The sequence below is a fragment of the Microcoleus sp. S13_C5 genome (genome assembly GCF_036700845.1).
GTDB lineage: Bacteria > Cyanobacteriota > Cyanobacteriia > Cyanobacteriales > Microcoleaceae > Microcoleus.
The window spans coordinates 145377-165232 of the sequence record NZ_JAUBPR010000001.1 but is presented as its reverse complement, the minus strand read 5'-3'; the positions used below and the strand labels follow the sequence as shown (position 1 = coordinate 165232).

The following is a 19856-nucleotide window of genomic DNA, read 5'->3' as shown; positions in this document are numbered from 1 at the left end:
TTTAATCTTTTATCAAGATGTTTATCTCAATGTGAAGGAATTGGGAACTCTTATAACATCTTGTGTGTTGTAACTTGTGACACTACTACATTAAGTTATTGTGGTCAAATATAAAATAATCATTAAGCCGATCGACATGAGTGTGCTTTTCGTCGATCAGCTTAAGACACCCAGACCAGCTTTTCGCTATGCCCGCCCATTAAGTGCGTATTCACGCTCAACGAGGTTTTATGACTCCAGTCATGTTACGCCAACTCTGGTCATTAATTGAGACCACCCAAGCTACTCTGTTAGTCAATTTAGACGATGCCACCTTGGTACAGTGGCTGCTGAAGCAGTTAAAGAGCAACTCTGCGCTCAATGGCAAAGAAGCAGATTTATTGGACGAATACATCCAGTCTCGGCTGTGCCTAATCCGCGATTTAGCTGAGCAGCGGCTCGCACCATAGCTATTGTGAGTGGATTCAATCAAAATCGGATAAATATTCCAGGGAACGGCGATGATCGCTCGCGCTGGGCAGAAATAGCAGAAAAGAAACCCGGTTTCAAGGATAAGTCTTGGGTTTGACGACGAGATCTCCAGCCAGAAACCGGGTTTCTAACTCTGGGCTCCTAGCTTGCTCAAAAAAAAACAGGCGGGTAGTCGGGGCAGTTGCCGCTGTGCAGCACCCGATGCAGAACGGCCAATTTGAAACCGGAGGCTGTTGTAGTTCGCCGATCGCCACAGTTCTCGACAGCTACAAGGTAGGATTGTCAGGAAAGCGTTCTACTAAAATCTATGCGTAAATGGGGATTTCTGCTACTAGCAAGTGTGTTATTTGTGGGATCGTTGGCGTCTTGTAGGGATCGATCGGCACAAACCGGACAAACAACAGCAACAACAACTGCCGAAGGCAAATCGCAACAAGGTTCCAGCCGGATAGATACAATTGTCAGCCGTGGCAAACTGATTTGTGGCGTCAGCGGCGAACTGCCGGGTTTTAGCTTTTTAGACGAAAAAGGGAAATATTCGGGACTGGATGTCGATGTGTGCAGGGCGATCGCGGCGGCAATATTTGACGATCCCGAAAAAGTCGAGTACCGAAAGCTCAACGCTAAAGATAGATTTACAGTTTTGCAGGCGGGAGAAATCGACATTCTCAGCCGAAATACCACCTACACAGCGAGTCGCGACAGCACTACCGGACTGGAATTTGCCCCGGTGATTTTTTATGACTCTCAAAGCATCATGGTCAAAAAAGACAGCGGCATCAAAAGTTTAAAAGATTTTGCGGGCAAATCTATCTGCGTGCAGACAGGTACGAGCACCGAACAAAATTTGTCCGACCAAATGCGAAAATTAGGAATTAAATACACTCCAGTTGTGTTTGAAGATGTGAATGCTGTCTTTGCTACTTATCAAGAAGGTCGCTGTCAAGGTGTTACTGCCGATCGATCGCAGCTAGTCTCGAAGCGGACAACTCTGCCGAATCCCGAGAATAATGTTGTTTTGCCGATCGTGATGTCAAAAGAACCGTTAGCCCCTGCGGTGAAAAGCGGCGATCCTAAATGGTCGGATGCGGTGAGATGGATTATTTTTGCGACGATTGAAGCTGAAGATTTGGGAATTAATTCAGGAAATGTAGACCAAATTGTGGCAAGCACTACAGATCCGAATGTCAAACGTTTGCTAGGAACAGAAGGAGATTTAGGTAAAGGTTTGGGACTCCCGAACGACTACGCTGTCCGCGTTGTTAAGAAAGTGGGGAATTACGGGGAAATATACGATCGCAACCTCGGCCCCAAAAGTACACTCAAGTTAGAACGGGGTCAAAACAGACTCTGGAAAGATGGCGGTTTGCTTTATTCGCCGCCGTTCCGTTAATTTTAGTTAACTGTTGACTGTTGACTGTTGACTGTTGACTGTTGACTGTTGACTGTTGACTGTTAACAGTTAACCAACAAGATATTTTAGGCAGCAAGGTACTCCGCGCTTACCAGACTTTTAAGGTGCTTGCTAGGTGTACCCTACAAGATATTTTAGGCAGGCTAAAGTTAGGTATAGTGTGCTCTACATTAAACAGTTATGAACCCAGAACCTCAACCGGGCAAATCGCAGAAATTGCCCAAATTTAAAGATATATCAAAACTCCTGCGGGACGATCGCTTCTGGAAAATTGCCGGACAGGCGATCGCCCTAATTTTAGTAATAGTTGTGCTCGCCATTCTCTGGGACAATCTCAGTGCCAATTACTCGCAACTGGGGATTGCGTTTGGATTTGATTTTCTCAATTCCCAAGCATCTTTTGACATCGGCGAAAGTGTAATCCCCTACAGTCCCGCCAACAGTTACAGACAAGCTTATTTTGTCGGTTTAATCAACTCGCTGCGGGTGATGGGTATCGGCATTATTTTCGCAACCGTTGCGGGTTTGACGGTAGGAATTGCGCGCCTTTCCGACAATTGGCTGCTGCGGAGTTTGGCTGGTTTGTATGTGGAAATTTTGCGAAATACGCCGTTATTGCTGCAATTATTTTTTTGGTATTTTGCAGTTTTCATTTCCCTGCCAAAACTCGAAGACAACCCGCAGTTACGCGGGCCGATTTACTTGACAAATCGCGGCATTGCTGTACCAACGCCGGTGGCTTTGCCGGGTTTTGAGATTTGGTTGATTTTGCTAACTGTTGGAGTTTTGGCGGCGGCGGCGCTGTGGATGTGGCGGGCGCGGGTGATGTTGGAAGAAGCTAAGCCGGGAAGACAGTTGTTTTGGGCTCTAGGTGCGATCGGGCTGAGTGCAATCTTAGCTTTTATTATGACCAAAAATCTGCCTTATCGGCTAGATTTCCCCCGCTTGACACCAGCCTTGCAACTCGAAGGAGGATTAAAATTAACTCCTGAATTTGCAGCCCTGGTGACAGGACTCAGCTTGTATACTGGCAGTTACATTGCAGAAATTGTCCGGGCCGGAATTCAGTCAGTATCGAGAGGCCAGTGGGAAGCCGGAAAGTCTTTGGGGCTGAAGTCTGGAACAATGATGCGGATGGTAATTTTGCCGCAAGCTTTGCGGGTGATTGTGCCACCTTTAACCAGTCAGTATCTGAATTTAGCTAAGAATTCGAGTTTAGCGGTTGCCGTTGCTTATCCCGACGTTTATTTTGTTGTGGGTTCTCCAACGTTGAATCAGACCGGTCGGGCGATCGAAGCAATGTTAATTATCATGGTAACATACCTAACAATTAGTTTGATAGTTTCTCTGTTCATGAATTGGTACAATCAAACCGTACAAATCAAGGAAAGGTAACTGCTGAATATTTGAGATTTTTGAGGTAGGATTAAAGGAGAATAAAATGGCATACAGTGATTTTAGTTTAGCAAAAGTATCTAAAACTTTTGAACTTAAAATTTTAGATGCAGTTAATATGTTTTCTGCTATTCCAGAGTTAGAAAGTAGTAATTTTTTAGAAGAAACCCTTCTCTATACTGTGCCATTAGCTATTAGCAGTAATACAGAAAAAGCTCGCTCCGAAATGATTATTGCACCAATTTTGATCGAACTGAGAAAACAGTTAAATTCTGAAATTAGCTTTTTTTCAGGAATAGACTTTACAATCGATCCCGAAAAAGGATTAAATGGAAATTGCGATTTTCTGATTAGTCGTTCTCCAGAATTATTAATTCTTACCGCACCAGTAATTATCATTGTAGAAGCCAAAAAGGAAAATATCAATGGCGGATTGGGACAGTGCGTAGCAGAAATGCTAGGCGCTAGAATATTTAATGAACGTGAAGGCAACGATATTCCTGCGATTTTTGGCGCTGTCACTAGCGGGACTAACTGGAGATTTCTAAAATTAAAAGACCAAGTAATTGAAATAGATTTAACAGAGTATTACCTCAGAGATGTTAATAAAATTTTAGGAATATTAGCGAACAGTATTAAAAATTAATAATAACTAAAAACTAATGGAAACAATCCCCATATTACCGCCCCCAGCCACCGAATCGCCTACCCCTTGGAATTGGGCGCGCAAAAACCTATTTAGTACCTGGTACAACAGCATTCTGACAGTAGTTTGCCTAATTATCGCCTTCCAAACTATTAAAGGAATTATTGTTTGGGCAACAACCAAAGCTCAATGGCACGTGTTAGAAGCCAACTTGCCGCTATTTTTTGTTGGCAGATTTCCCCGCGAATCCTACTGGCGATTGTGGATAGTAACGGTCATCATTGCCTTGTTGGGAGGATTAACTTGGGGAAACATTCAGCGGCAAGAACGTCTTGGGAATCCGCCTTTACTAATTATACTCGGTGCTGCGGTTGTGGGTGCCGTCATTTCGCCGATCGACCTAACCTCTCGCCTCTACCTCTTAGGAATTATTATCGCAGCCGTCGCCAGCTATGCCATCGGCAGGCAAATTTACCCAAAAATTATGGGCTGGATGCCTGCAATTTGGGTTCTTTCCTTCCCAATAGTTTTGTGGCTAATTAAAGGCGGGTTGGGTTTGACCGAAGTGTCAACAAATGATTGGGGCGGTTTAGTATTGACGCTGTTTTTAGCAGTTATTAGTATTGTGCTTTCCTTTCCTTTGGGAGTATTGCTAGCACTCGGCCGACAAAGTTCTTTGCCAGTTGTAAGACTGTTATCAACCTTATACATTGAAATTATTCGCGGTTTACCATTAATTGGCATTTTGTTTTTAGGTCAAGTAATGCTGCAACTTTTCTTGCCGCCAGAATATCCGAAATTGGATAGAGTGATTAGAGCCATTGCTGGATTAACCTTATTTAGTGCGGCATACTTGGCAGAAAACGTGCGCGGTGGCTTGCAGGCCGTGCCTAGGGGACAAATAGAAGCAGCTAGGTCGATCGGACTCAATACACCCCTGCTTACAATTCTCATTGTACTGCCTCAAGCACTGCGAATAGTCATTCCGGCGATCGGGGGTCAATTCATCGGATTATTCATGGATACATCCCTGCTATCTCTATTCGGAATGTTAGAATTAATCGGAATATCCCGCGCAGTTTTAGCAAATCCATCCTATATCGGTAGATACGCCGAAGTTTACATATTCGTCGGGATCATTTATTGGATATTTTGCTACTCAATGTCCCTAGCAAGCCGCAAAATAGAGCGAACTTTAGGCGTAGGTCAGCGCTAAAAACTCATCTACTTTCATCTGCGTTCATCTGCGGTTAAAAAATAAAACAATTATTATGGAAACTCAACTAACAGCCCCCGAACAAGTAATCGTAGCAGAAAACGTCCACAAGTGGTACGGACAATTTCACGTACTGCGCGGTGTCAGCATGACCGTAAACCGAGGTGAAGTCGTTGTGGTGATGGGGCCATCCGGTTCAGGAAAATCGACATTTATTCGCACATTCAACGCATTAGAAGAATACCAACAAGGTAAAATTACGATCGACGGAATCGAACTTTCCCACGACTTACGGAACATCGAGACAATTCGCCGCGAAGTAGGAATGGTGTTTCAGCAATTCAACCTGTTTCCCCACTTATCCGTCTTGCAAAACGTCATGCTAGCGCCGGTGTGGGTGCGCCGCTGGCCCAAGAAAAAAGCCGAAGAAGTGGCAATGCAACTGTTAGAAAGAGTGGGAATTTTGGAACAAGCAAAAAAATATCCCGGACAGTTGTCTGGAGGACAGCAGCAGCGGGTCGCTATTGCACGTTCTCTAGCCATGCAGCCTAAAATCATGCTGTTTGATGAACCGACATCAGCATTAGACCCGGAAATGGTGCGGGAAGTGTTAGATGTAATGCGAAATTTGGCTCAAACAGGAATTACAATGGTGGTGGTGACTCACGAAGTCGGGTTTGCGCGCGAAGTTGCCGATCGCATTGTGTTGATGGATGGCGGTGTTTTAGTGGAAGAAGCCCAACCAGAAGAGTTTTTTCAGAACCCGAAGGAAGAACGCACCCGCAAGTTTTTATCTCAGATACTGTAACAGATTCTCAAGTTTAATCCGTGGGTTTGGCGATGGTCGCAGCAGTCAAAATAGACATAATTAAGGTAAAATAAAAGAGTGTACAATCAGTCTCTATTTTGCTGAGATAGCTTGCAATGCCATCCACAAAAACTCTGCCGTTAGTTAAAGACTCGGAACGCCTAGAAAGTCGCCTCAAAGAAATTCCGGCGGTTCCTGGTGTATATTTAATGCGCGATGAGAGCGATCGCATCCTTTACATCGGCAAATCCAAAAAACTCCGAAACCGCGTCCGTTCCTACTTCCGCGAAAGCCAAAATCTCAGTCCCCGCATCGCGATGATGGTGCAGCAAGTGCGCGAAATTGAATTCATCGCCACCGACACAGAAGCAGAAGCTTTAGCCTTAGAAGCAAACCTCGTAAAACAGCACCAACCTTACTTTAATGTCCTCCTCAAAGATGATAAAAAATATCCTTATTTGTGCATAACTTGGTCGGAGGAATACCCGCGCATTTTTATCACCCGCAAACGCCGCGCAGGTAGTGCCAAAGACCGCTACTATGGCCCCTACGTCGATACAGGGGCGCTGCGGAGTACGCTGCATTTAATTAAGCGAATTTTCCCGCTGCGACAGCGCCCTCAACCGCTATTTAAAGACCGTCCCTGTTTGAACTACGACATCGGGCGCTGCGTTGGCGTTTGTCAAGGGTTAACTTCGCCGGAAGAATATCGAAAAATCATCCAAAAAGTAGCGATGATTTTCCAGGGAAGAACTGAGGAATTGCTCAATATTTTGCAGCCCCAAATGGAAGAGGCAGCCGAAGATTTAAACTTTGAAACGGCGGCGCGCCTTCGCGACCAAATTAAGGGTTTGCAGTCTTTGAGTGCGGGTCAAAAAGTATCTTTGCCAGACGATACGGTTTCTAGAGATGCGATCGCACTTGCGGCCGATAGTCAGCACGCTTGCATCCAATTGTTCCAAATTCGCGCCGGTCAGTTGGTCGGAAGATTGGGATTCATGGCGGAAATACCCCCCCAACCCAGGGCGGGCACGGGGGCACCGCCCCTACAATCGGGGGGGGAAGAGTTATCTCAACTTTCTCTTGCCTCCCCCCCAAGCCTTGGGGAAGAACGAGGGGGGGTAGAGGCCGGAGCGATTTTGCAGCGGGTGTTGGAAGAACACTATCAAAATGTCGAATCTGTAGAAATTCCCAGCGAAATTTCTGTGCAGTACGAATTGCCAGAAGGGGAAATATTAGCTGATTGGTTGAGCAACCGTAAGGGCCGAAAAGTTACGATTTTGACCCCGCAGCGGCAAACTAAGGCTGAGTTGATTGAGATGGTGGAACGCAATGCTGAGTATGAATTGGCGAGAATGCAAAGATTGAGCGATCGCAATTCTCAAGCAATGGAAGATTTAGCAGAAATTCTCGATTTGCCAGAAGTTCCTCGCCGCATTGAAGGTTACGATATTTCTCACATTCAAGGTTCTGACGCCGTAGCTTCCCGCGTCGTATTTATTGACGGTTTGCCCGCCAACCAGCACTACCGCCATTACAAAATTAAAAATCCTGAAATAAAATCGGGTCATTCTGATGATTTTGCTAGTTTAGCAGAAGTTATCGGTCGCCGATTCCGAGGATTGAAGGAAGAAGAAACAGGCAAGATGGAAGATGGATTTAGCGATTTAGAAGAATCGGCAGAAATCAGCAATTTATCCTCGGTTTCTCATACTATTTCCGACAAACCAGACTTAATTATGATAGATGGCGGCAAAGGTCAACTGTCAGCAGTTGTGGCTGTTTTGCGGGAGATGAATTTGCTAGAAGAGTTGCGCGTTGTCAGTTTGGCAAAGCAGCGAGAGGAGATATTTTTGCCGGGGGAATCTTTGCCGCTGCAAACTAATTCTGAGCAACCGGGCGTACAATTATTGCGCCGGGTGCGGGATGAGGCGCACAGATTTGCTGTGAGTTTTCACCGGGATCGAAGAAGCGAGAGAATGAAGCGATCGCGCCTTGATGAAATTCCCGGATTGGGACACCACCGACAAAAACAATTGTTGGCACATTTTCGGTCGATCGACTACCTGCGTTTAGCGACTCCCGAACAGTTGGCAGAAGTTTCTGGGATTGGCCCGCGTCTGGCGCAGCAAATTTACGATTATTTCCACCCGTAAAGTCTTACGCAGCAGGGGAGACGGGGATTTTTGGGGCGAGAGGGCGATCGGGCCGCAAGTCCCTATTCAGCCACTGTGAGGGAGGTATTCAAAAATTTTGCACAGGCCTATTGCAATCCCCAGAGACTTGTGGTATGTTTAGTTTCTGTGCGCGGGCATAGTTTAGTGGTAAAACTTTAGCCTTCCAAGCTAACTATGCGGGTTCGATTCCCGCTGCCCGCTTGCGCCTATAAGAACCTCAAACCAACGAGAAATCAACGGTTTGAGGTTTTTTATTGCCCAGAATACGGCTGAGTCGGGGGTCAAAGTGACTATCAACTGAGTATCAAATGACTACGAAATGACTATCAAATGACTTTTTTGGATACAATTTGGAGACAATGTGACTAGAATTTGACTAGAAATATCCAGCCGATAGTCAATAGCGGTAAGGTGCGCGGCAGAAGAGCACCCAACATAATTAGGTTCTGTGTAAGTCCTGTATCTGCAAGAATAATTGGTTAACATAAAGTGCCCTGATTTGACAAGCTTGCCGAGCGCACTCAGCTTGAGTTATGACTGATTCGGAGTCGCATCAGTCACAAGGAGATCCCGTGAAATATTTTTCAGTAGTAATGTATTTGCTGCGGGAACGGCAACAGTTTCTTGAAGAAATTCGCCAAGGTGTCAAGCTCAAATCTAAAATTTTCGGTTTGTTGATTTCTAGTACCGTATTTTTTGGCATTTACGGAGCGATATTAGGTGCCTCTAGTACGTGGATGCAATGTCTGGTTTCAGCAATTAAGTTGCCAGCACTTTACTTGCTGACGCTGATTATCTGCTTTCCCACGCTGTACTTTTTTAATGTCATGTTTGGTTCAAAACGAACTTTTGAACAGTATTTGACATTGTTGATGACAGCGATGGCGATGATTAGCGTTTTGCTGTTTGGATTTGCACCTGTCAGTTTGTTTTTCCTCATAAGCAGTACCAATTACAATTTTTATCTGGTGCTGAATGTTGCTATCATGGCAATCACAGGATTTTTGGGAGTAAGTTTCATTTATCAAGGAATGCACTTTCTGTCTGAACAAGATGCCGAAGGCAAAGACATCAGGTTAAATATTTTGCGCTTTTGGTTGGGACTCTATGCGTTTGTTGGCACTCAGTTGGGATGGACGCTGAGACCATTTTTTGGCTCACCGGGACAAGCTTTTCAACTCTTCCGAGACCGAGACAGCAATTTTTATATGAGTCTGTGGCAATCAATTATGTCTCTGGGAGGATCGTAATTAATCCCAATTAAAGGAGATTTTGAAGAGTGATACAAGCGGATTTGGAACAGTTAAAAATTCCTGAGAAGGAGTTGGAGGATTTGAGCGGAATAGCTTTGAGCGACGGTTTTGCAGCGGATTTTTACCGACCTGCTGCACTCCGGGAGGGCAAAAAGCTGTTTTCTCTTTTGTTGAATGAGTTGCTGATATTTTGTGTGACATTAGTTGTTTCGTTGCCGATTGCTTTACTGGCTAATAAACATAATGTTGGTTCATTTAGCGATGCTGAGATATTTGTCAGGGTTTTACAAATAACTTTGGGTTTGTCGCTAGCGATTACTGTTGCTTGGAATATCTATAAATGGGTTAAGGCAAAGCCTCTGGCAATTCTAGCGGTTCTGCTGGATGAAGTTGAGAAATATCATGAGGTGATTCAGGCTTTAGATATTATCGATCGCCTAACGGCTGCTGGCAATTTACAAGCCAATTTAATTAACCGAGGAGATGCAATTGAGGCATTAAAAATTACTAGAGAAAGTTTAGTCTGTGCTTTAAAAACAGAAAGGATTCTCAGGGAAAATCAGCAATTTATCGGTCGCCGTTACGAGTTATTTGCTAATATTGAAAGTAATTTAGCCGCTTTGATGGCGGTGGATGTGAGCGATCGGGCGACTGAATACGGGCGGTTGCTGAATGAGGCTTTGGAAATTGGGATGAGCGTACACAAAGAAGTAAGAAAGTTGCAAAATGGAAAGTGAAGTTGAGTTGCAGGTTTGTAGTAAGGACTTTAGTCTTTAAATCTTAGCTTTTAAGGCACAGGCCAGTGTCGCAGTTGTAGGGTGCGTCAGACATCGAGCCTTTCGATTTTAACAGGTTTGGACGCTCTGACGCATCCTACGCATCTACAAACTTTTTTATCCACTTAAAGTTTTAATCATCAAAAATATCCAACTGTTCGCCTTCAGACTCTTTTTTGCCATCTTTTTTAACACCTTTCCGCAGCCCGATCGCAATTTTGCTATGTTTCTCAATCTGCTTCATCACTTGTCTCGCCCTGTCAATCACCGACGGCGGTAAACCAGCCAATCTGCCCGCTTCAATTCCGTAAGATTTGTCAGCACCTCCCGGCTGAACTTGGTGCAAAAATACGATTTGATCCGGCAATTCTTTCACTGTAACCTGATAATTTGCGACATTATCTAAAATAGAAGCTAACTCATTCAATTCGTGATAGTGAGTCGCAAAAATCGTCCGCGCCCGAATCTCAGTTGCTAAATATTCTGCCACAGACCAAGCAATCGAAAGTCCGTCAAACGTCGCCGTTCCCCTGCCAATTTCATCTAACAACACCAATGATTGCGGCGTCGCGTGATTGAGAATATTTGCAGTTTCGTTCATTTCCACCATAAACGTAGACTGACCAGTTGCCAAATCATCTACTGCGCCGACGCGGGTAAAAATCCGATCGCAAATTCCCAAACTCGCAGCTTTCGCCGGCACATAACTGCCCATCTGCGCCATTAACTGGATCAAACCCACCTGCCGCAAGTAGCAGCTTTTCCCGCTAGCATTCGGCCCGGTTAAAATAATTAAATCTGGGCGGTTTAGCGATTCTTCCCGACCCAAAAAAGCAGAATTAGGTACAAAAAATCCCGGCGGCAAAGACTTTTCAACTACAGGATGACAACCTTCAATAATTTTAATTTCCCGACTTTCTGTCATAGTTGGGCGGCAGTAATTCTGGTAAACTGCTACTTCTGCCAAACCGCACAAAACATCCGCCGCCGCCACGGCGCGGGAAACGTTGCGAATAATTTCGGCGTGTTCTCCTACCTCCGATCGCACTTTAGCAAAAATATCGTATTCCAATTGATTTAAATCTTCCCGCGCTGTCAGAATTCGCACTTCCCTTTCTTTTAATTCTTCAGTGCTATAACGTTCTTCATTGGTGAGAGTTTGTTTGCGGGTGTAGTCCCTCGGTACTTGGTCTACTTTTGATTTGGTAATGCTGATGTAATAGCCGAAAGCTTTATTGTAGCCTACTTTTAAATTAGAAATTCCGGTGCGTTTTCTCTCAGTTGCTTCTAAATTGGCAATCCATTCTTGATCGGCTGATGCAGTGTGGCGCATTTCATCTAGCATCGGATTTATTCCCGCTCGAATCAAACCTCCTTCTTTTAAATGAATCGGCGGTTCGTCAACTAAATGAGCGTGAATTTTACTTGCTAATTCTTCTAAAATTGGCGGTACATTTTGCAGCGCTTTCAAATAGGGCGAGATCCCTTGGACTGCGATCGAGGCTAATTCCGGCAGTTTTCCCAGAGAATCAGCTAAAGCGACCAAATCCCGCGCGCTAGCTGTTCCAGAACCCGCGCGGCCTGTCAGTCTTTCGATGTCGTAAATTTGGCGCAGCAACTGCTGAAAATCTTGGCGCAGACCGTTATTTTCTACTAATTCTTGGATCGTGTCGTGTCTGGCGCCAATGCCTTTAATGTTGAGCAAAGGTTGCAGCACCCAGCGGCGCAAAGCGCGGCCTCCCATTGCGGTGCTGGTTTTGTCTATAGCCCACAGCAGCGAACCATGAAAAACCCCATCTCTCACCGTTTGAGTAATTTCGAGATTGCGGCGGGTTTGGTAGTCGAGTATGAGAAAATCGGTGAGAGTGTAAGTGTGCAATCTTTGCAAAGAAACTGCTTTTTCCTTTTGAGTTTCTTCGAGATATTGCAACAAACCGCCGGCGGCGCGCACTGCGAGGGGCAAATGGCCGCATCCCATACCTTCAAGCGATCGCACTTTGAACTTTTGCAGGATTCTCTGTTTTGCTTCGGGCAAAGTAAACGGAATTTGCGATCGCAAAGAATAGCAAAACGAATTCGGCAAACAATCGGGCAAATGCTCGGATTTCTCTCCGGGCCTTAACATAGTCACCAAATCCGGCGCATTAGTCGGTACCAAGACTTCCGAAGGCTGCAAGCGCAGCAATTCTAGGGTTAATTGTTCTAAACTGTCGGCTTGGGTAGTGACGAATTCTCCCGTAGAAATATCAGTATAAGCCAATCCCCAATGTTCCCCAGCGATGACGACTGCTGCTAAAAAATTATTTTGTCTGGGTTTGAGCATTCCGTCATCAGTCAAAGTTCCAGGAGTCAGAATGCGGGTAATTTCGCGCTTGACTTGGCGGCCTTCTTTAGCAGCAATTGACGCATCTTCAACTTGGTCGCAAACTACCACAGCATAACCTTTTTCTACTAACATTGAAGTGTAGCGATCGAGGGCGTGGTGCGGCACTCCTGTCATCGGCACTCTGCCGATTTCTTTGCCGCTTTCTTTACTCGTACAAACAAGTTCTAATTCCCGCGAAATCGTAACTGCATCTTGGAAAAAACACTCAAAGAAATCTCCTACCCGAAACAATAAAAGTGCGTGGGGATACTGTTCTTTTACTTCCACATACCGCTGCATCATCGGCGTTAGCTTGGTGAATTCTAGTAGGCGGTGGTCGGCATTGCGGATGTTGGGTTGATTGGGGTCTGTTGGGGTAGATGCAGTGTAAGGCATAAAAGGCGATCGATAAATTTTAATCTTTAACAACTTTAGCGCAAGCTCGGCTTTTAACTATAACTAATGATACAATATTTGACGATTAATCCCCCTTAAGCAGGGTGCGTAATTCTCAAGATTTGGGCTGAGTGTTGACCTATACAAAAGTCACGCGCCCTGCTTAATAATCTATAAACCAGCTTTTACTTGAGAAGTTTTCGGTCGCTTTTTATCTAAAGTGAGCAAAAACATCGGTTTTAGTGAGATTAAGTGAGAACAGTTTAGTTTTTGTGAGATGAGAGCGATCGGCGATCGACAAAAACAATCTCAGCTATGTAGTTGTTAGCTGTTATAGCAGATGTTCAAGGAATAAAGAAGAAGGAAGAAGGAAGAAGGAAAAAGAAAAAAGGCTTTAGTTATCTATGAGAGAAGGAAAAAGGCTTTAGTTATCTATGAGAGAAGGAAGAAGCAATCTTCGGCAACGGTTTCAGCAATTAAGAATGTTCTAAACGTCGGGTGCGGTTGCTATAACTGTTGGGGCTTAACAGAAGAATGTGAAATCTCCCGCACTTTAGCCGGGGGATAAACTTTACATTTTTGTTATTGAAAACATCCGGAAGATAGATTTATAAATTATACCTCCGATAGAGAGAATATATATTTTATATGCTTAAGATTAGCAACATCCAAGCGAGTAATTTATCGGTTTAGTAAAGGTATGATTTAGAATCAAAAATTTGCTCGCTAGTAGTTAACTAGAGGAGAACGAAATAATGAAAGCTCTTTGCTGGCACGGAGCAAATGATGTGCGCGTTGATAATGTACCAGACCCAACAATTATCAATCCGCGCGATGCGATAGTTAAAATCACGTCTACAGCAATCTGCGGCTCAGATTTGCACCTCTACAATGGCTTCATTCCGACAATGCAATCGGGCGACATTCTGGGTCACGAATTCATGGGGGAAGTAGTCGAACTCGGCAGCCAAGTCAAGAACTTAAAAAAGGGCGATCGCGTCATCATTCCTTTTACTATTTCTTGCGGCAGTTGCTTTTTTTGCAACCGCGATTTGTGGTCGCTGTGCGACAACTCCAACCCCAATGCTGGGCTGGCTGAAAAAATGTTCGGTCATTCGCCGGCAGGACTGTTTGGCTACTCGCATTTAACGGGCGGCTATGCAGGAGGTCAAGCAGAATACGCGCGGGTTCCGTTTGCAGATGTCGGCCCTTTAAAAATTCCCGACGGACTTTCGGACGAACAAGTATTGTTCCTCACCGATATCTTTCCCACCGGTTACATGGCGGCCGAAAACTGCGACATTCAGCCGGGGGATACTGTAGCAGTTTGGGGATGCGGGCCGGTCGGACAATTTGCAATCAGAAGCGCGTTTATGCTGGGGGCCGAGCGAGTAATTGCGATCGACCGCATACCGGAACGCTTGCAAATGGCGGCCGCGGGGAAAGCTGAAATCATCAATTACGAAGAAATAGACGCCGGGGAAGCCGTCACCGAAATGACGGGGGGACGCGGACCCGACTCTTGCATCGACGCGGTAGGGATGGAAGCCCACGGCACAGGTCTCGACGCTTTGTACGACAAAGCCAAGCAAGCCGTGCGGTTGGAGAGCGATCGACCTACGGCCCTGCGACAAGTAATCCTCGCGTGTCGCAAGGGTGGCACAGTGTCAATTCCCGGCGTTTACGGCGGCTTCGTGGACAAAGTGCCATTAGGTGCAGCTTTCAACAAAGCCTTGACCATGAAAATGGGACAGACGCACGTTCAGCGCTATTTGCGGCCTTTGCTCGATCGGGTTCAAAAAGGCGAAATTGACCCATCATTCGTAATTACGCACCGAATGAAATTGGATGAAGCGCCCCACGGCTACGACATTTTCAAAAACAAAAAAGACAACTGCATCAAAATTGTCCTCAAACCCTAACTCGGATTTACCCTTCACGGAAAAACTATGCTTTTACAAGAAAAAGAATCAGGCGACTTGATAGAAATCCTGGATGTAGATGCTTTAATCAGCCCTACAAAACAAGAAGTGCCGGGAAAAAATCAAGCTGGTCAAGAAGAGCAAGAGAAAGCAACTTTTCCAAAAAGTAATTTAGTCTTTCCTTCCGGTGAAGCTCTGCCGCGCTGTTGGACTGAGGAAAATTATCAAACTCATTGATTCCACTGATTCTCCCCATCCCGCTTAACAAGGGGGGGGGACTCGAAGCTAGGGGGATGGACACAGCACATAAGTGTCCGCTAAACCCGAAAAACCGCTCTCCAATAGGGGTTAATACCCCTGGAGGAGGGCGGTTTTGACGTGTTTTTTGACACCCGGAGGATACAGCGCTGTGTTTGTTTAAATAGAATGTACGATCGCCCAAATTTAATATACTCTTTAGTTCGCGGGCGCGAGAAACCGCATTAAACTAAAGTGATAAACCTAACCGGATTTGATTGAATTTCTTTATGACTAAAAGCTGATTCCCTCCCTCACGGGCAGCGTTAAAACTAATGAAAGTTAATCAAACAACCCTGGGAGGAATTCCCCATGTTTTACCATAAGAAGCCACTACAGTATTACAAAAGACCAGAAAAGCCAGATGCCGTTTACGCCAAGAAAATACAAGAACTAATTGGCGGTACATTTGGCGAAATGACCGTGATGATGCAGTACCTATTTCAAGGTTGGAACTGCCGAGGTCCAGCCAAATATCGCGATATGTTGCTTGATGTCGGTACAGAAGAAATCGGGCATATCGAGATGCTAGCAACTATGATTGCTCACTTGTTAGATAAAGCTCCTGTATCTATGCAAGAAGACGGTTTCAAGGATGCTGTGGTGGGTGCTGTGATGGGTGGAAACAGCCCGCGAGATGCGATCGCCAGCAGCATGAATCCGCAGCACGCAATTGTATCGGGTTTGGGCGCACTTCCTAGCGACAGCGTAGGGTATCCCTGGAACGGCCGTTATATCGTTGCTAGCGGCAATCTTTTAGCAGATTTTCGCTCGAATTTGCACGCCGAATCGCAAGGAAGATTGCAGGCTGTGCGGATGTATGAAATGTCAGACGATCCGGGCGTGAAAGACACCCTGAGTTTTATGATCGCCCGCGACACGATGCACCAAAATTTGTGGCTGGCGGCGATCGAAGATTTAGAAAGTTCGGGAATGGAAACAACCCCCGTTCCGAGTTCCTTCCCGCAGGAGTTGGAAAAATCAGAATTTGCTTATCAGTTTTGGAATCATTCTGAAGGTTCCGAAAGTAGCGAGGGACGCTGGGCGAAAGGCAAATCAATGGACGGCAAAGGCGAGTTTGAATATGTAGCCAATCCCCAACCGTTAGGATCAGAACCAGTACCGCCGCCGCCCGAACCAAAATTGCACGGCACTGGCATGAAATAGCCAATCAAAAAGTTAGTAGTGGAGTTTTCTGTCCCCGATTGAGTAATTAAGTAATGAAGGACTAAAGTGCTTACTCCTAACCTAACAAAAACGAAAGTTATTACTACTAACCTTTGGTTAGTAGTAATAACTTTCCTCGCTAATGTGCCAATTAATTAGTTAAGGACTTCCGTCCTTACTACAAACCAGGTTTTGACAATAAGTCTAATAACTAACAACAAATAAGTTATGCAATTGCAAGCAGTAATTCTCGATATTGACGGTACTCTGACGCTCAGCAATGATGCCCACGCTCAAGCTTGGGTAGAGGCATTTGCCGCTTACGGCTACGAGGTGCCGTTCGATAAAATTCGCCCGCTAATTGGCATGGGAGGCGACAAAGTTATACCCAAAATGGTATCAGGGCTTTCCGACGAAGAAGGCGACGGGAAAAAGATTGCACAGCGGCGCAAAGAACTGATTATTAACCGCTTTGCTCCCGAACTTTCTCCAACCCCCGGTTCGCGCGATTTGCTGTTAAAAATGCAGAAAGAAGGATTGCGGCTAATTATTGCTACTTCAGCTACCACCGAAGAACTTTCCGGTTTGCTGAAAGCTGCACAAGTTGACGATTTATTGGATCAAGCGCAAGCGGCGACATCGAGTGATGCGGAAGCTTCTAAGCCGGAACCGGATATTGTGGAAGCTGCTTTGAGCAAATTGCAGATGGAAGCGAGTCAGACGGTGATGTTAGCTGATACTCCTTACGATATCGAAGCTGCGGGCAAGTGCGGGGTGCCAGTAATTGCTTTTCGGTGCGGAGGTTTCGATGATGCTTCGCTGGCAAATGCTGCGGCAATTTACGATCACCCTGCTGATTTGTTGGCGCATTATGACGATTCTATTTTAGGGAAAAAGGAATTAGGGCGTTGATTCATACCTGTATTCAGCAACGCCAATATTTCTTTTGAATTTCTAGCGCTTTGTCTAGCCATGTCTAGATGGGCGAATCACCTAAACTCTGTACACTAAATTATTAGTCCTTACTGCATCTCTTTCACCATACCTTTTATGTCAGATCAACCTGCTGCAGAAATCGAACTGCTCCGTGCGGCGTACGCAGCCTTTAACGCGCGAGACATTGACGCTGCCCTTGCCCTCATGACTCCGGACGTGGCTTGGCCGAAAGCGTTCAAAGGTGGTTTTGTCCGTGGGTCTGAAGAAGTTCGCGCTTACTGGATGGAGCAATGGAGCGAAATCAATCCGCACGTCGAGCCGGTTTCCTTTTACTCGGAGGAGGCCGGGCGCATTTTGGTCGATGTGCATCAGGTCGTGCGTGACTTGGCTGGAGCAGTTCTTGCCGATGAGCACGTGGGCCATCGATTCACCCTTGAATACAACTTGATTCAAGCTATGGAAGTCTGTCCACTTCCATCGTCCACCCCTAATGCCTAACCACGCGCTCCAGATAACAGGCAAAAGTAGCGGACTCCGAGGGCTTGTCGCAATTGGGAAATTTTGAATTCATAGCTGTATTCAGCAACGCCGGAATTAGTAGCGCGTTGAAGTAATACGGGCGCTAGCGGGTGGATTGCCACTATTAAGCGCGATCGCTCAGTATCCACTCTACCTGATGCGCTTCTGTGATGTCTGGAATATCCAGTCGCGCAGCTAATTTGCGAATGACTGCTTCCGGTACTGTTGCTGTGCGCGATCGATTCCGCTGCAATATTTCTTGTAGAGGTACTTCTAGATAAACAATGCGAATGCGGGCTTGATAAGCAGCAAAAAAATTAATTAATTGCTGGCGCATTTGTTTAGTGGTATTCGTGGCGTTCCACACAAAAGAGTGCCCCTCATTCATGTATTCGCGCGCTCTTTGTTTGGCGGCGGTGACCACATTTCCAGGGGTTTCGTTGGGAGGCACATTCATCTCTTTTCGCAGTGCATCCAGCGAGATTACTGGCAAATCTGGGAGATTTTTCCGAATCCAATAATCTTTACCGCTTCCTGGCAAGCCAGACATCAAAATTACTTCGCATTTAGTGTCGTCAAATGCGTCGTAATCTGGGTTTCCATTCTCTTTGCGGAAGTAGATAAATCTGCTGTGTGCGGAGGGGAATTGTCGGGGAGAATCAAAACAATTATTTTGTTGACAAAACTCCCGAAATAGTTCTATTTTATCGAGCAATTCTTGTCTGTCACTACACTGTCGGCCGCGCACGTCTGCTTCGGCTAAAAGTGCAAGGAAATCGCAGCGGACAACTTGACTGACTTTAATTACAGACTGCTGCGGGTTGGGTTTGTCGATCAGCCAGATGGGTAAACTGCCGAATTGGACGATCGCCACAACTGTTTCGCGAATGTCAAACTGCACAGGCGGCTCGAATTGGGATAAAATTTGTCTGACCATTCTCGCACCTTGGCGGGCGTGACCTTTTGAGCTAATTCTGCCGTCGGCTTCTATTTTTGTAAAGGCTGGTTTGGCGACATCGTGCAGCAAAGCGGCGGCAAAAAGTATCGATCGTTCTTTTTCGGGAAGTTCCCGCCAATTCGGGGAAGATATTAATGCTTCGCAGACCATTCTGGTATGAGTTAAAACGTCTCCTTCGGCGTGATAAATCGGGTCTTGCTTACATCCTTTTAAGTTTTGAATCCAATCGAAATGATTTTGAATGCTGTCCCAATCCAGAAACCAATGGGGCGGTTCGGGACAAAAGGGAAAAGTCCAAGTGGCCGAGGGCGATAACAGTGCATTCATAAATTCACCTGCTGGTTAACTAAAATTAAATAAATTCACATCGGGACGCAGAATATTGGGTATAATGGGGCGATTTAGCCAATGTCCTTCGGCATTTTTAATAGCCGTCAAAAAGCTAGCACGCACGTATTTGTAACGCGCCTTTACTATGCCATCTTCTTCGACTTTAAGGTACAGCCCCTCCATGAGATCGCTCTTGTCAGTCTCTTTCAAGCATCGTTCTTCATCTAATCCCAATTCCCCGCAGTACAAACGCAACCGATCCAAATGTCCCGGTTGAATAAAATTAGATTTTTCCATAAACTGCATCATGTGCTTGGGAGATTTCAGCACTCCAGAAAACAACACGGGAACGGACACTAACGGCAGTCCGCTTAACAACTTCTGGCGGGATTCTGTACTCAGAAATTGACTGGTTTCTAAGTCCAGCACGTCATATTCCATAAAATAGTGTGGCAAAAAATCATAAAAAACAGTGTGTTTGGCATACAGCCATTCGCCGTAAAGAATGTAGCGATTTCCCAGCACTTCTCCCAGGGCTCCGCTGAGACTGAAAGCCCACTGTTTGAATAAGTTAAAATGTTTTTCTCTCGGCCCGCCGGTGAGATAGTGGCCGCGACTTTGCAGCAGCATTTGTCCATCGGGTGCGAAGCTGATGCCTGTATTAGCGCCGTCTACCTTTTCTTCAATCACTGTCGGGCGATCGCTCAGGGCGCTAAATGGCACGCTGTCGAGGTCTTCATCACCCGGTTGGAAACGCGAACCTTCAATGTGATAAGTTCTAGGATATTTAACAATTTTGAGCATCAGCCC

Annotated in this window: 17 protein-coding genes and 1 tRNA gene; 15 read left to right on the top strand and 3 right to left on the bottom strand. The window is 45.6% G+C overall.

The annotated features are described in order from the left end of the window. The first annotated feature begins 230 nt into the window (after positions 1 to 230). The 10 genes from QUA04_RS00685 (at position 231) to QUA04_RS00640 (ending at position 10117) form a co-directional block, all read left to right on the top strand. Positions 231 to 449: a hypothetical protein gene (locus tag QUA04_RS00685; protein WP_333158973.1), complete on the top strand. Its 219-nt coding sequence runs from the start codon at positions 231 to 233 to the stop codon at positions 447 to 449. 329 nt (positions 450 to 778) lie between these two features. Beyond that, positions 779 to 1864, top strand: a complete 1086-nt coding sequence (locus QUA04_RS00680; protein WP_333252820.1) for an amino acid ABC transporter substrate-binding protein — start codon at positions 779 to 781, stop codon at positions 1862 to 1864. 201 nt (positions 1865 to 2065) lie between these two features. Next, positions 2066 to 3280: an ABC transporter permease subunit gene (locus QUA04_RS00675; protein WP_333252819.1), complete on the top strand. Its 1215-nt coding sequence runs from the start codon at positions 2066 to 2068 to the stop codon at positions 3278 to 3280. Positions 3281 to 3326: 46 nt separating this feature from the next. After that, positions 3327 to 3926 (top strand): hypothetical protein, encoded by a 600-nt coding sequence (locus tag QUA04_RS00670; protein WP_333252817.1) that lies wholly within the window; start codon positions 3327 to 3329, stop codon positions 3924 to 3926. Positions 3927 to 3942: 16 nt separating this feature from the next. Then, on the top strand, positions 3943 to 5142 hold the full coding sequence (locus QUA04_RS00665; protein WP_333252815.1) for an amino acid ABC transporter permease: 1200 nt from the start codon (positions 3943 to 3945) through the stop codon (positions 5140 to 5142). A 55-nt stretch (positions 5143 to 5197) separates the two neighbouring features. Next, the gene (locus tag QUA04_RS00660) at positions 5198 to 5950 is read left to right on the top strand and encodes an amino acid ABC transporter ATP-binding protein (protein ID WP_333036722.1); all 753 of its coding nucleotides are present in this window, start codon (positions 5198 to 5200) and stop codon (positions 5948 to 5950) included. A 116-nt stretch (positions 5951 to 6066) separates the two neighbouring features. Continuing rightward, on the top strand, positions 6067 to 8106 hold the full coding sequence (gene uvrC, locus QUA04_RS00655) for an excinuclease ABC subunit UvrC (protein ID WP_333252812.1): 2040 nt from the start codon (positions 6067 to 6069) through the stop codon (positions 8104 to 8106). Positions 8107 to 8257: 151 nt separating this feature from the next. After that, a tRNA-Gly gene (locus QUA04_RS00650) sits at positions 8258 to 8328 on the top strand. A gap of 371 nt (positions 8329 to 8699) precedes the next feature. Beyond that, the gene (locus QUA04_RS00645) at positions 8700 to 9377 is read left to right on the top strand and encodes an actin-binding WH2 domain-containing protein (RefSeq protein WP_333252809.1); all 678 of its coding nucleotides are present in this window, start codon (positions 8700 to 8702) and stop codon (positions 9375 to 9377) included. 29 nt (positions 9378 to 9406) lie between these two features. After that, a complete protein-coding gene (locus tag QUA04_RS00640; protein ID WP_333252807.1) occupies positions 9407 to 10117 on the top strand; it encodes a hypothetical protein in 711 nt (236 codons plus the stop codon). 172 nt (positions 10118 to 10289) lie between these two features. On the opposite strand, the gene mutS is transcribed toward QUA04_RS00640, so the two are convergent. Next, positions 10290 to 12917, bottom strand: coding sequence for a DNA mismatch repair protein MutS (gene mutS, locus QUA04_RS00635; protein WP_333252805.1), 2628 nt, complete (start codon positions 12915 to 12917; stop codon positions 10290 to 10292). Between the two features lie 755 nt (positions 12918 to 13672). Between mutS and QUA04_RS00630 the strand changes: the two genes are divergently transcribed. The 5 genes from QUA04_RS00630 (at position 13673) to QUA04_RS00610 (ending at position 17737) form a co-directional block, all read left to right on the top strand. Further along, complete coding sequence (locus QUA04_RS00630) at positions 13673 to 14839, top strand: zinc-dependent alcohol dehydrogenase (RefSeq protein ID WP_333252803.1); 1167 nt, start codon at positions 13673 to 13675, stop codon at positions 14837 to 14839. A 27-nt stretch (positions 14840 to 14866) separates the two neighbouring features. After that, the gene (locus QUA04_RS00625) at positions 14867 to 15076 is read left to right on the top strand and encodes an acetyltransferase (protein WP_333094800.1); all 210 of its coding nucleotides are present in this window, start codon (positions 14867 to 14869) and stop codon (positions 15074 to 15076) included. A 372-nt stretch (positions 15077 to 15448) separates the two neighbouring features. Continuing rightward, complete coding sequence (locus tag QUA04_RS00620; protein ID WP_333252801.1) at positions 15449 to 16303, top strand: manganese catalase family protein; 855 nt, start codon at positions 15449 to 15451, stop codon at positions 16301 to 16303. 228 nt (positions 16304 to 16531) lie between these two features. After that, positions 16532 to 17215 (top strand): HAD family hydrolase, encoded by a 684-nt coding sequence (locus QUA04_RS00615; RefSeq protein ID WP_333252799.1) that lies wholly within the window; start codon positions 16532 to 16534, stop codon positions 17213 to 17215. Positions 17216 to 17353: 138 nt separating this feature from the next. Next, positions 17354 to 17737 (top strand): nuclear transport factor 2 family protein, encoded by a 384-nt coding sequence (locus QUA04_RS00610; RefSeq protein WP_333252796.1) that lies wholly within the window; start codon positions 17354 to 17356, stop codon positions 17735 to 17737. A 145-nt stretch (positions 17738 to 17882) separates the two neighbouring features. On the opposite strand, the gene QUA04_RS00605 is transcribed toward QUA04_RS00610, so the two are convergent. Further along, positions 17883 to 19043: an AAA family ATPase gene (locus tag QUA04_RS00605; RefSeq protein WP_333252794.1), complete on the bottom strand. Its 1161-nt coding sequence runs from the start codon at positions 19041 to 19043 to the stop codon at positions 17883 to 17885. Positions 19044 to 19058: 15 nt separating this feature from the next. Beyond that, on the bottom strand, positions 19059 to 19850 hold the full coding sequence (locus tag QUA04_RS00600) for an RNA ligase family protein (RefSeq protein ID WP_333252792.1): 792 nt from the start codon (positions 19848 to 19850) through the stop codon (positions 19059 to 19061). Positions 19851 to 19856: the final 6 nt, after the last annotated feature.